The following is a 12,182-nucleotide window of genomic DNA, read 5'->3' as shown; positions in this document are numbered from 1 at the left end:
GCGCCACTCAATCCATCTACGTCTCCGGAGTAGTGCGGCCGAAAGCGACTCCAAGGTTGTATTGCACTGTTTCGCTGGAGAACTCGCGATCAATACGCGTCTCGGTGCTGTCACCGGTGCTGCGAGAATCTAGAATCAGACCTATGGGTCCGGTGTGGCCTCTGATTCAGCGGCAAGTCGAGTTCGACGCGATCACCGCGTCGCTCACGGCTCGGTCCGGGGGATGCGGTGTCGTCCTCACGGGCGATCCCGGCGTCGGCAAGACCACCCTCGCGAGGTTCGCCACCGAGTCGTTGCCGCGTGACGTGAAATGGGTGGCGGGCACCGAGTCGGCGCGCAGCATCCCGCTGGGTGTGTTCGCCCATCTGGTCGGGGCGTCCACCTCCCGGGATCCGGTCGCCTTCCTGTCCGCGGCGCGGCAGGCGCTCCTCGACGACGGCCACAGTGGCGAGGTGGTGATCGGTGTCGACGACGCGCACCTCCTCGATCAGCTCTCGGCGACATTCCTTCATCAGCTTGCCCTCGACAGGGCCGTGCACATCGTCGCCACCGTTCGCAACGGCGAGACCGTGCCCGACGCGATCACGTCGTTGTGGAAGGACGGTCATCTCCTGCGGCTCGAACTGACGCCGTTCAGCCGGGAACAGAGCATCGAGTTGATCGAATCCGTGCTGGACGGCCCCCTCGAGGGGCTGAGCGCGGACATGATCTGGGAGGCGTCCGGCGGGAACGCGTTGTTCGTCCGGCATCTGGTGGAGGGCGCCCTCGAAGCGGGGACGCTGCGTCGTTCCGGTGGCGTCTGGCAGTTGCGAGGGCGTGCCGCCATCACGTCCGAACTCGCTTCCCTGCTGGAGCACCGGATCGATCAAATTCCCCACGACGTGTTGCAGGCGTTGCAGCTTCTCACCTTCTGCGAGCCGCTCGATCTGGACATCCTCGGGCAGTTGGCGGGTGAGGACGCGGTGGAGGAGGCCGAGCGACGCGGCCTCGTCAGAATCGTCGAGGATGGCCACCGCCTCGACGTCCGTTACACGCATCCGCTGTTCGGTGAGGTGATTCGACGACGGGTGGGGCGCGCGGCGGGCCGGAGGCTCCGGGGACGGCTCGTGGAAGCGCTGAGCAGCCGGGCCGTGGTCGGATCCTCCAATCGAATTCGCCTGGCAGAGTTGGCCCTCGACAGCGACCGGTCCGTCGAACCCGATCTGTTGGTCGACGCCGCCGAGGATGCGATCGGTTTGGCGAATGTTCCGCTGGGGGAACGGCTCGCGCGCGCGGCACTCGACCAGACCGGCAGCTTCGAGGCGGCCGACCTCCTGGCCCGTGCTCTGCTGTGGCAGGGGCACGCCACGGAGGCCGAATCGTTGCTGCTGTCCTTTTCGCCCGACAGCCTGGACCAGGTGCAGTTGGTGCGCTGGGGTACGTCGCGGATCGCAAACCTGTTCTGGGCGAGCGGCGAGTCGGAGAAGGCCGACGAGGTCCTCGCGGTTCTCCGCGAGAAGGTCACGCATCCCAGTCTCGTGCCGATCATCGAGGGCATCGGCTCGGTGTGCGCGGTGTTCGAGAATCGGCCCGAGGAAGCAGCAGCGGCCGCGACGGCGATTCTGGCCGCCGACCGAGTATTGCCGTGGGCGATCGAGTGGGCGTACTTCGGTGGCGGGTTGTCCCTGGCACTCATGGGACGCGGCGGCCAAGTGCCGGAACTGGCGGCACGCAGCGCTGCGGTGGCCGATCAGATCGACGGGTTGCTGCGGTTCCCGGCCGCACACGGTGAGATCCTCGCGTTGACCCTCACCGGACAGTTCGCTGCGGCGCAGCGCCGGGCCGAGGAGTACCTCTCGTTGGCGTCGAGCGGCCGCTACGTTGCCTGGGGGCTCGCGAACATCCTGGTGGGGACGGTGGAACTTGCCCGCGGTCGGTTCACCGACGCCGCGGGTCGCCTCGAGCAGGCGATCGCGGCCCTCAACGTCGGCGATACGGCCGATGCCATCTCCTGGAGCTTTCCCGCCTACATCGCTCTAGGGCAGGCATATGCGGAGCTCGGGCGCATTCACGAGGCCGAGGACATCACCGCTCAGGCGCGAGCTAGGAACGGCCGGCACGTTGCGGTGTTCGGCCCCCAACTCGCGATGTCGGAGGCATGGCTCGCGGCTGCGCGGGGAGAGACCTCGCGGGCCGTCGACCTGTCGCAGTCGGCGGCGGAATCTGCGTGCGCGTCCGGACAATTCGGCATCGAGGTGGTGGCTCTCCACCTTGCCACCCGGTTCGGCGACACGACTGCCGCCACTCGTCTCGCCGAGTTGACCGAGCTCTGCGATGGCGACCTCGTCACGATCGCGGCCAAGCAGGCCGTGGCTGTCGGAGCGGGCGACGGGTGCGGTGTGGCGTCGGCTGCGGCCGAATTCGAGAGAATCGGCGCCTTGCCCGACGCCGCCGACGCCTATGCCCGGGCGGCGATCGCCTTCACGCACGCCGGCGACAAGCGTCGATCGATCGAGTGCGCAGCCGCGGCCGAAGCCCTGTCGGCGCGATGCGACCATATGTCGTCTCCCGCTCTCGTGGAGGCCGCACATCCTCTCCCCCTCACGAGCCGTGAGCGGGAAGTGGGGTCGATGGTTGCGGCCGGGTTGTCGAACCGGCAGATCGCTGATCGGCTGTTCGTGTCGGTGCGGACGGTGGAGGGTCATATCTACCGTGCGTGCATGAAGCTGGATGTCGCGGATCGCAGCGGGCTTGCGGAGTCGATGGGGACGACGGTTCGGTGATGTCGTGCCTGGACTCGGTGCACGACGACATGCCGGCTCGGCAACAGGAATCGTCCTGTTGCGGAGTCGGCATCGGGTGTGCGGTTCGAGTTCCGGCCGGCCGCCCGGCACGCGCTCAAGGAGCCGACGTAGGCGGAAGCACCCCGGACAGCCGGGCCGTTCCCCACGGCTCGATGTCGTAGACGGGGATGCAGTCCAGACCGCGGGCGCGCACGCGCTGCACGACGTCCGCGTCCGAACCGGAACAGGTGCCGAGGGCTACGGCTTCGGTGACGATCGCGCACAGCACGTCGCCGCCGAGGTCGCGTACCGGTTTCAGCCCCTGCTCCACCGTCCAATGCCTGACGGCGGCCCAGTGTGTCACCTCGGTGACGGTGGACGGTTTGCCGATGAACAACACTCTCCGCGTCGCGTTCCGTCCACCCGCGACGGCGGATGGCTGCACCTGAATCTCTGCCTCGGTGCACCACTCGGATGCCAACTCCGCCAACCCGGTGCTTGCAATCGTCGACATCGCGCCCTTTTCCTGTTCCTAGGTCCAACTCGATGGGGACCATCCTGTCGCGAATCGGACGCGGCACCTGTCCCCCGATCGGGCCTGAAGTGGGATGAATCGGACGTCCCCCGATCGGCCCGGCGACGCAGCGCTGCGGCACTGATCGAGACGCCGTATCTTGACGTCCTCTCGGCCGTGAACGACCGAGATTCCCCTCGGGACTCGCGTCCCGAGGTTCCTGTTTCACTGACAGTTGCCTCCCCACACTTTATGTGCGGGGCGGTCTCACACCATCTCCGCAGGCTGCCACCGTCAGTCCGACGGCCAAAATGTTCTTCGCAGCGTTCACATCCCGATCATGGACGGCGCCGCATCGGCACGTCCACTCCCGCACGTTCAGCGGCATCGTCGACGCGATCGCCCCACACACCGAGCAGGTCTTCGACGACGGAAAGAACCGGTCGATCGCCACCACCCGCCGCCCGTACCAGTCGGCCTTGTATTCGAGCATCGACCGGAACTCGGACCAACTCGCATCCGAGATCGCCCGAGACAACGACCGATTCTTGACCATGTTCCGCACACTCAGATCCTCGATGGCGATCACTTGATTTTCGCGCACCAGCCGAGTGGAGAGTTTGTGCAGATAATCGCGCCGCCGATCGGCGATCCGGCCATGAATCTTCGCGACCTTCAGTCGGGCCTTGGCCCGGTTACGGGATCCCTTCTGCCTCTTGGCCAGCACCCGCTGCGCCTTCGCCAGCCGCTCGCGGTCCCTGCGCTCATGACGCGGGTTTATGATCTTCTCCCCCGTCGAGAGCGTGTAGAGGCTCGTGATCCCGGCGTCGAGCCCGACCACCCGATCGGTCGACGGGTGCTCGGTGATCGTGTCCTCGACGAGAATCGAAATGTGGTACTGACCACGAGCATTACGCGACACCGTCACCTGCGACGGCGTCGCCCCCTCCGGTAGCGGCCTCGACCACCGGATATCCAGGGGTTCGGATTGCTTGGCCAACCGGATCTGCCCGCCGCGGTAGGCGAAGCAGTTCGAATAGTAGGTCGCCGAATCCTTCGACTGGCCCTTCTTCTTGAACTGCGGGTAGCGGGACTGCTTGCGCCAGAACCTGTCGAACGCGCCCTGCAACTGCCGCAGCGACTCCTGCAACGGCCCCTTCGACGGCTCCGACAGCCACGCGGTCTCGGTGTCCCGCTTCCATCCGGTGAGCATCTTCGAGGTGTCGCTGTAGGTGACCCGGCGCTGCTCCTGCGACCAGGCACGCGAGCGCTCGGCCAACGCCCGGTTGTAGACGTACCGGGTGCATCCGAAGGTCCGAGCAAGCTGTTCCGCCTGCACTGCAGTCGGATAGAAGCGGTACTTGAACGCCCGCTTCACCACCCTCCCCGCCATAACCCAGACACTAGCCATACAGTCCGACAAAACCAGATCGGCTATCCTCGACCCGAAGGACCGGGTTTGCGCCGAAAGACTCACGGATCGCAAATCTGATCGACCGTCTCTACGGAACCGGTCGAACGACAGTGACATAACGGACAAACCGGGCATTTCCAATCAGGGGATTCCACGGTCGGCCGATTGCCCACCACAAAGAACACGCAACAACCGAACACTTTGCTTTCCGATTACTTACTTTTGAAAACTATGAAAACCCGAGAGGTGAAGTCCCTTGGTCTCCCACACGAAGGAACCTTCCGCCCCGATCGGTGACGACACCCCGACCCTCGACGAACTCGGCCCGCACTACAAGTGGATTGCGTTGTCGAACACCACCCTCGGCATGCTGGTGGCGACGATCAACTCGTCGATCGTGCTGATCGCGCTCCCGGACATCTTCAAAGGCATCCATCTCAACCCGCTCGAACCCGGCAACACGAGTTATTTGCTGTGGATGATGATGGGCTTCCTCGTCGTCACCGCAGTCCTGGTCGTCAGTTTCGGACGGCTCGGCGATATGTTCGGTCGCGCCCGGATGTACAACATGGGCTTCGCGGTGTTCACGATCGCCTCGATCTTCCTGGCAGTGACGTGGTTCGACGGGTCCGAGGCGGCACTGTGGCTCATCGGGTGGCGCGTCGTCCAGGGTGTGGGCGGAGCGTTCCTGATGGCGAACTCGTCGGCGATCCTCACCGATGCCTTCCCCGCCGATCAGCGTGGGCTGGCGCTCGGGATCAACGGTGTCGCCGCGATCGCCGGATCCTTCCTCGGCCTGCTCATCGGCGGCATCCTCGCGCCGATCCACTGGAATCTGATCTTCCTCGTCTCGGTTCCCTTCGGCGTGGTCGGCACGATCTGGGCCTACCTGAAACTCCGCGACACCGACGTCCGCCGACACGCCGACATCGACTGGTGGGGCAACATCACGTTCGCCGTCGGCTTGATCGCCGTGCTGGTCGGCATCACCTACGGCATCCAGCCGTACGGCTCCTCGTCGATGGGCTGGGGCAGCCCGCTGGTGCTCTGGTGCCTCGTCGGCGGTCTCGCCGTCCTCGCGGTCTTCTGCGTCATCGAGACCAGGGTCGCGAATCCTCTCTTCAACCTGCACCTGTTCCAGATCAAGTCGTTCACCTGGGGAAACATCGCCAACCTGGTGGCATCACTCGGGCGCGGCGGACTGCAGTTCATCCTGATCATCTGGCTCCAGGGCATCTGGCTGCCGCAGCACGGCTACGACTACAGCCGCACCCCGCTGTGGGCGGGCATCTACATGCTGCCGATGACCATCGGGTTCCTGCTGTCGGCACCGGTATCCGGCGTCATTTCCGACCGGTTCGGCACCAAGTGGTTCACCAGCACCGGCATGTTCATCACCGCGGGCACATTCGGTCTGCTGATCGCCCTGCCGGTCGACTTCGACTACTGGGCCTTCGCCGTGACGCTGCTGATCAACGGCATCGGAATGGGGATGTTCTCCGCGCCGAACCGAGCGGAGGTGATGAACAGCCTGCCCGCCGACGCGCGGGGCGTCGGCGCGGGCATGATGACGACTTTCCAGAACGCGGCGATGGTGCTGTCGATCGGATTCTTCTTCAGCCTGATGATCGCCGGACTCAGCTCCCACCTTCCGGCCGCGATGAGCGACGGACTGATGGCGAACGGGGTATCCGCGGCGCAGGCCACCCAGATCGCGAATCTCCCCGCCGTGGCCGTGCTGTTCGCGGCGTTCCTCGGCGTCAACCCGATCCAGGAACTGCTCGGACCCCAACTGTCCTCGCTCACCGAGCAGCAGCAGGCACACCTGACCGGCCTGGACTTCTTCCCCCAGCTGATTTCCGGCCCGTTCGCCGACGGTCTGGCCATGGCATTCGCCTTCGCGATCGTCGCGTGCGTGATCGGCGGAATCGCCTCGCTGCTCACCAGTCCGCAGAAGAAGCCCACGGCCGACGAGCCGCACGAGTCGGTCGGCGCGGAACTCGCCGGAATCGCCGGCGAGGCCGGAATCGGCCCGAGCGAACTCGTCCACGACCGGACGAACTGACCAGACCCTGGACGTGGATTCACCGAACCTCACATGGCCGCCGAATCGGGTGCCGAACAACACCCTCCGATTGCCACCAGGTTGTGGAAGGCCACGTTGAAGACCTTCCACAACCTTGGGCTCAACGCCTACTGCGCGAGCATGCCCGCGTCGACCAGATGCTCCGATCCGGTGATGTAGGAGGATTCGTCCGACGCGAGGAACAGAACGAGGTTGGACACCTCCTGCGGATCTGCGATGCGACCGAGGGGAATCTGAGCCAAGGCGTCGCCGCCCTCTTCGTTGGTGGCCTCCACCATCATCGGAGTCTGGATGAACCCAGGGTGCACGGAATTGACGCGAATGTTCTTGGGTCCGTATTCGACGGCTGTCGCTTTCGTCATGCCGCGGACTGCGAACTTGCTTGCGACGTACGCCAAACTGGGGAACCCGTAGTTCGCGGCCATGCCGGCGATCGACGAGATGTTGACGATGGAGCCGATACCGGCTCGTTCCATGGAGGGCAGAACAGCTTTCATCCCGAAGAACACACCGTCCTGGTTGATACTGCACACCTTCCGGTAGTCGCCCTCGGTAAGCTCTGCCGTCGTGGCCAGCGGGCCGAGAACCCCTGCATTGTTCACCAGCACATTGATCTCGCCGAACGCGTTCACACTCCGTTCGACGACATTGGTCCATGAATCGAGTTGCGTGACGTCGTGATGCACGAAGACTGCATTCTCCCCCAGCTCCTTGGCAAGCAGCTCCCCTGCGTCGTCCGTGATGTCCGCCAGTACGACCTTCGCCCCGTGCTCGACGAATGCCTTCGCGTGCGACTCACCCATGCCACGAGATGCGCCGGTGATGAGGGCCACTTTGCCCTCCAACCGCTTTGTCATTTCTGTCCCTTCGTTCGATCCGAGTACTACGACGTCACCGACACAGGAAGCGAGATCTTGGGAGCCACTTCCTTCTGGATCATGGCCAGCGAATTGAACCAGGGCGCGGGATCGTCGTAGTAGTCGTGCGATTCGACCTGCAGGGTGCCCCAACCGCCGCTGGCCTCGAACAAAGTATTGATCTTGTCCACCACGGTGTCCGGTGAGCCCACACAGAACACGTTGTCGACGACCCACTCGAGGTCGACGTCGGCCCTGTCCGCGCCGGCGTCCTTGATGAATCCATCCATCATCCCGAACCGCCACCAGATGGGAATGAGGTAGCGCTCGAAGCAGTATCCGATAGGCCCCTCCATCACGAGCCGCTTCGCCTCTTTGTCCGTGTCGGCGACGAACACTGTCTGGGACACGTGGTAGCGCGCGCGATCCGCGACGTGCCCATTGGCCTCCGCAGCCGTAGAGTAGGTCTCCCAGTGCGTCTTCAGAGCGTCCAGGCCGGAGAAGATCGACATCGGTCGGAATCCGCGCTCGCCCGCAAACTTCATCGACGGCGACTTGGCACTGAATCCGGTCACCGCGATCTCCGGTGCACCACCCCACGGGCTGAGGTCCGCGAGCATGTGCTGGTCGTCGCCCTCTTCGCCGTGCAACTCTTCGGGGTAGCCCGCATTCCAAAAACGTCCCTCGTAGAAGAACGGTTCACGCTTCCAGATCTTCTCCATGATCTCGAGCGATTCGCGGACCATCTCGTTGGTGAATTGCGTGTCTTCACCGTTCTTGATGCCGTGGATGTACGTGGACTGCGGGTACGCACCCGCACCGACGCCGAGGAAATACCGACCCTCGAGAATCTGCGAGAGCCAGCCGACCATGATCGCGAGCTTCGCCGGATTGTGATGGGGAAGGATGTGAGCCATCGGCGCGAACTTGATCCGCTCGGTCTGGCGTGCGGCTGCTGCGATAATCAGCTCCGGGTTGGGGATGTTCTCCCAACGCTGTGAAGCGTGTTCGGAGAACATGATCGAGTCGAAGCCGATCTTATCGGCCTCGACGGCCTGCTGCACGCACCAGTCGAATGTCTGGCGCGCGGTCCGCTCAGGGCGCATGTACGGGTGGACGATGAGTCCGGTTTCCATTGCCATCGTGAACTGCCTTTCAACTAACTTGTGGTCGATTACCCAGTGGCGGTATGAAACCCCTTGTCAGGCATAGAAGATGTCGTATGCGTGCTGGGTATCCATGTACTCCTTGACGGACAGGATCTTGCCGTCGCGAAACTCGAACAGGAAGTGGTACGCGTTCTGATAGACCTTGCCGTTCTTCAACTTCGCGTACGACGTCGCCTCGACAGCCACCTTGTCGCCTTGCGCGATTGCCGAAGTCGGGGTGATTTCGAGCGCGCCGTTCTCGTACACGGAGGTGACCCCGCCGAGCAACGCGCCGAGACCTTCCTTGTTATAGCTGCCCGACATCCCGTCGATCCGCCCCGAGACCCAGTAGGTCGCATCGGGATGGAGAGTGTCGAGAATCTGTTCCACGTCGCCCGTGGAGAAGACCTTTGCGAAGTTGTCGGCCAAGTCGATGTTCTGTTCCGGCGTAGTCATGGATGCTCCGTTTCTTTCCTCTATGACCTGGATCACTGTCCGCCCGCGGCGCTCGAGGCGAAACCGTAGTAATACTCGATTCCCCACCCCTCCCGAATCTGCCGGCATCCGACCAGCTCAGAGCCGATATGCACGCCGAGGCACGCCGCTGCAATTGGTCAATAGGCGTGTTGTCAGATCTTGACCACGCGGTCGGGGCGCGACATGATCGAACAGTGACACCGCTCACAGATGCCCGCGTGCAACAGAGAGGACACCGTGAACGCTGACGAGTGGCGCGAGATAGTCGAGCTTCGACAATCCGGCGAATCGATCTCGGGCATCGCGACGCGATTGAAGATCTCGCGCAACACGGTGCGCCGCGCCCTCGAATTCGAGGCACCACCCCAGGACCACCGGCCACGGTCAGGATCGTCGGCCGATGCCCTCCGACCCCGGATCGCCGCGGCGCTCGACGCAGACCCCGACGTCACGGTGGCCCAGCTGCATCGGGAACTGGAATGGAGCGGATCGCGGAATACTCTGGCGAGCGCGGTCCGCCGCATCAAGGAGGAGCGTTCGCCGCGAACGTCCGGCACGCACACGTCGAGCACCCGCATGTCCAGTGCAACCGATATTCCACTCTTCTCGACTAGTTTCGTCGGCCGCACCGAAGAACTCCACAGAATCCGGGTGCTGCTCGGCGACAGCCGCCTCGTCACCGTCACCGGCCCCGGTGGCATCGGCAAGACCCGACTCGCAGCAGAGGCCGCAACCGCGTACCGGCGGGCATTTGCCGATGGAATCCGCTTCGTGGAGCTGGCGTCACTGCGAAGCGAAACCCTGCTCCCCCAGACCATTCTGGACGTCCTGGGGTTCGACGAGCGGGACGCACCGGAACGAAGTGCAACCGAATCGCTCCTCGAATCGCTCCGCGACAAGCACCTGTTGCTGGTGCTGGACAATTGCGAGCATCTCGTCAGCGCATGCGCCGAATTGGTCGCGCTGATTCTACGAAACACCGAACACGTGAAGATCCTGGTCACGAGTCGTGAAGTGCTGTCGATTCCGGACGAGCACGTGCACGTCCTCGAGCCGCTGTCCACGACGGACCACCGCGACCCGGACATGCCCGGTGCCGCCATCGAGTTGTTCGAGAACCGCGCATCGGCGGCACTGTCCGGATTCTCGATCACGGATTCGAGCCGGGACGCTGTGCGCCGGGTGTGCACGCAGCTGGATGGCATGCCGCTGGCCATCGAACTGGCGTGCGCGCGTTTGACCGCGCTGTCCGTAGACGATCTCGCAGAACGTCTCGACGACCGGCTGGCGTTGTTGACGACGGGTAATCGTGGCGGGCCGAGCAGACATCGAAGCCTGCATGCGACGGTCGAGTGGAGCTACGACCTCTGCACTACTCAGGAGCAGGTGCTGTGGGCGAGATTATCCATCTTCTCCGAAGGCTTCGATCTCGCCATGGCCGAGAGCATCTGCGCTGGAGCCCCTGTCGACGCCGCGAGCATTCTGGATACCATCACCGGTCTGATCGGGAAGTCGGTCTTACAACGCACCACCGGCGAAGGACATGTCCGGTTCAAGATGCTCGAAACGATCCGGCACTTCGGTGCGAGCAAACTGTCCGACAACGAGAAGGCCGAGCTACGGGTGGCACACCTCCGTTGGTGCGCCGAGCTGGTACGTACCGCCCGCCGGTCATGGACCGGGGCCGAGCAGGAGAGTGCGAGCAACCGGCTTCGGGAGAACCGCGCCAACCTGCGATCCGCACTGCAGACGGCGCTGACGGGCCAGAACCACGAGACGCTGCACCTTGCCTCTAGCCTCGTCGCGACGTGGTTTCTGTGGTCGTCGGCCTTTTCGGTACGAGAACACCGCATGTGGGTGACAGAGTTCCTCGCGCTCTCCGATCTGGCCGAAGACGTCGTACCCCAGCTCTACGCCACCCTCGGCGTGCTGCAGACGATGCAGGGTGACCGGGTCGAGGCAGTTCGGACACTCGACACTGCCGCGCATCGCGCACGCGAACTCGGCGACGATGCGACCCTCGCGTTCGCTCTGCAGACGCAAGGCCTCAACACCTACCTCGGCGGTGATTTCGAGGCCGGCGAACACAACCTGTCGGAGGCGTTGGCACTGTACGAGCGCCTGCCCGGCATCACCGATCTCATGTGGACCGCCCACATCGAGATGGGAATGCTGTGCAGCTCGAACGGAGAGAGCGACCGCGCTGCCGAACATTTCGAGTTCGTTCACACCCAGGCATCGGCCACGGGAGAGAAATGGATGTTGTCGTATGCCGTGTACGGACTGGGCTTGGTAGCGCTGATGCGCGGCCGTCACGACGAGGCGATCACCCTTGCGATCGACGCCCTCGCACTCAAACGCGCCTTCGACGACACGGTCGGAGCCACACTGGTCACAGACCTTCTCGCGTGGGCCGAAGCCGCGGCCGGTTCCGGCGAACGTGCAGCCGTACTTCTCGGCGCAGCATCGTCCTTGTGGGATTCGTTCGGCATGCAACTGTACGGATCCCAGCACTGGGTCCAACGACGAGAAGTGTACGAATCGCGCGCGCGGACTTCGCTCGGCGACACGGTCTACTCCGCATCCCATCGTCGCGGCTCCACGTTGTCGATGGCCGAACTCATCGCTTACGCCCTGGACGAGGAGTTCTCCGACAGCCCCGTGCCGTCGTCGTCGTACCCGGCAGTCGGGCTCTCCCCTCGCGAGTGGGACATTGCACAGTGCGTTGCGGACGGGCTCACCAACAAGGAGATCGCGGATCGGCTGGTCCTGTCGGTCAGAACCGTCGAGGGGCACGTCGCGCACGTGCTCCGAAAGCTGGGTGTCCCCCGCCGCCACCAGGTGGCTGCCGCGCTTGCAAATCCTTCATCCCGCAGGGTGTAGGGCGTCGAAGGCCGTTTTCAATGTCTACGTTGATGTTGACA

The 12,182-nt window shown here is 64.0% G+C and carries 8 protein-coding genes; 3 read left to right on the top strand and 5 right to left on the bottom strand.

The features are described from left to right. Positions 1 to 143 precede the first annotated feature (143 nt). Positions 144 to 2,762 carry a helix-turn-helix transcriptional regulator gene (locus RHA1_RS26445; protein WP_050787387.1) on the top strand — a complete coding sequence of 873 codons (2,619 nt, stop codon included), beginning with the start codon at positions 144 to 146 and terminating at the stop codon, positions 2,760 to 2,762. Positions 2,763 to 2,877: 115 nt separating this feature from the next. Here the strand turns inward: RHA1_RS26445 and RHA1_RS26440 are convergent, their stop codons facing one another. Beyond that, positions 2,878 to 3,276, bottom strand: a complete 399-nt coding sequence (locus RHA1_RS26440) for a hypothetical protein (RefSeq protein WP_011597606.1) — start codon at positions 3,274 to 3,276, stop codon at positions 2,878 to 2,880. Positions 3,277 to 3,526: 250 nt separating this feature from the next. Beyond that, positions 3,527 to 4,654 (bottom strand): RNA-guided endonuclease InsQ/TnpB family protein, encoded by a 1,128-nt coding sequence (locus RHA1_RS26435; protein ID WP_011597605.1) that lies wholly within the window; start codon positions 4,652 to 4,654, stop codon positions 3,527 to 3,529. A 292-nt stretch (positions 4,655 to 4,946) separates the two neighbouring features. Here RHA1_RS26435 and RHA1_RS26430 point away from each other — a divergent pair, with 292 nt between their 5' ends. Further along, positions 4,947 to 6,755, top strand: coding sequence for an MFS transporter (locus RHA1_RS26430; RefSeq protein WP_011597604.1), 1,809 nt, complete (start codon positions 4,947 to 4,949; stop codon positions 6,753 to 6,755). 128 nt (positions 6,756 to 6,883) lie between these two features. On the opposite strand, the gene RHA1_RS26425 is transcribed toward RHA1_RS26430, so the two are convergent. Genes RHA1_RS26425 through RHA1_RS26415 form a run of 3 tightly spaced genes read right to left on the bottom strand, consistent with a single transcriptional unit; the run spans position 6,884 to position 9,237 of the window. Continuing rightward, positions 6,884 to 7,633: a glucose 1-dehydrogenase gene (locus tag RHA1_RS26425; RefSeq protein ID WP_011597603.1), complete on the bottom strand. Its 750-nt coding sequence runs from the start codon at positions 7,631 to 7,633 to the stop codon at positions 6,884 to 6,886. 26 nt (positions 7,634 to 7,659) lie between these two features. Next, a complete protein-coding gene (locus RHA1_RS26420; protein ID WP_011597602.1) occupies positions 7,660 to 8,775 on the bottom strand; it encodes an LLM class flavin-dependent oxidoreductase in 1,116 nt (371 codons plus the stop codon). Between the two features lie 60 nt (positions 8,776 to 8,835). Further along, positions 8,836 to 9,237 (bottom strand): nuclear transport factor 2 family protein, encoded by a 402-nt coding sequence (locus tag RHA1_RS26415; protein ID WP_011597601.1) that lies wholly within the window; start codon positions 9,235 to 9,237, stop codon positions 8,836 to 8,838. A gap of 231 nt (positions 9,238 to 9,468) precedes the next feature. On the opposite strand from RHA1_RS26415, the gene RHA1_RS26410 reads away from it, so the two are divergent. Then, positions 9,469 to 12,141: a LuxR C-terminal-related transcriptional regulator gene (locus tag RHA1_RS26410; RefSeq protein ID WP_011597600.1), complete on the top strand. Its 2,673-nt coding sequence runs from the start codon at positions 9,469 to 9,471 to the stop codon at positions 12,139 to 12,141. Positions 12,142 to 12,182: the final 41 nt, after the last annotated feature.

The organism is Rhodococcus jostii RHA1 (assembly GCF_000014565.1).
In the GTDB taxonomy this organism is placed as follows: Bacteria; Actinomycetota; Actinomycetes; order Mycobacteriales; family Mycobacteriaceae; genus Rhodococcus_F; species Rhodococcus_F jostii_A.
This window is presented reverse-complemented; position numbering and strand designations above follow the sequence as displayed.

What these genes read in the sequence shown, in the direction of transcription:
- RHA1_RS26410 (WP_011597600.1), top strand. Translation starts at nt 9,469, where the DNA reads ATGCCCGCGTGCAACAGAGAGGACACCGTGAACGCTGACGAGTGGCGC.
- RHA1_RS26420 (WP_011597602.1), bottom strand. Translation starts at nt 8,775, where the DNA reads ATGGCAATGGAAACCGGACTCATCGTCCACCCGTACATGCGCCCTGAG.
- RHA1_RS26425 (WP_011597603.1), bottom strand. Translation starts at nt 7,633, where the DNA reads ATGACAAAGCGGTTGGAGGGCAAAGTGGCCCTCATCACCGGCGCATCT.
- RHA1_RS26445 (WP_050787387.1), top strand. Translation starts at nt 144, where the DNA reads ATGGGTCCGGTGTGGCCTCTGATTCAGCGGCAAGTCGAGTTCGACGCG.
- RHA1_RS26415 (WP_011597601.1), bottom strand. Translation starts at nt 9,237, where the DNA reads ATGACTACGCCGGAACAGAACATCGACTTGGCCGACAACTTCGCAAAG.
- RHA1_RS26440 (WP_011597606.1), bottom strand. Translation starts at nt 3,276, where the DNA reads ATGTCGACGATTGCAAGCACCGGGTTGGCGGAGTTGGCATCCGAGTGG.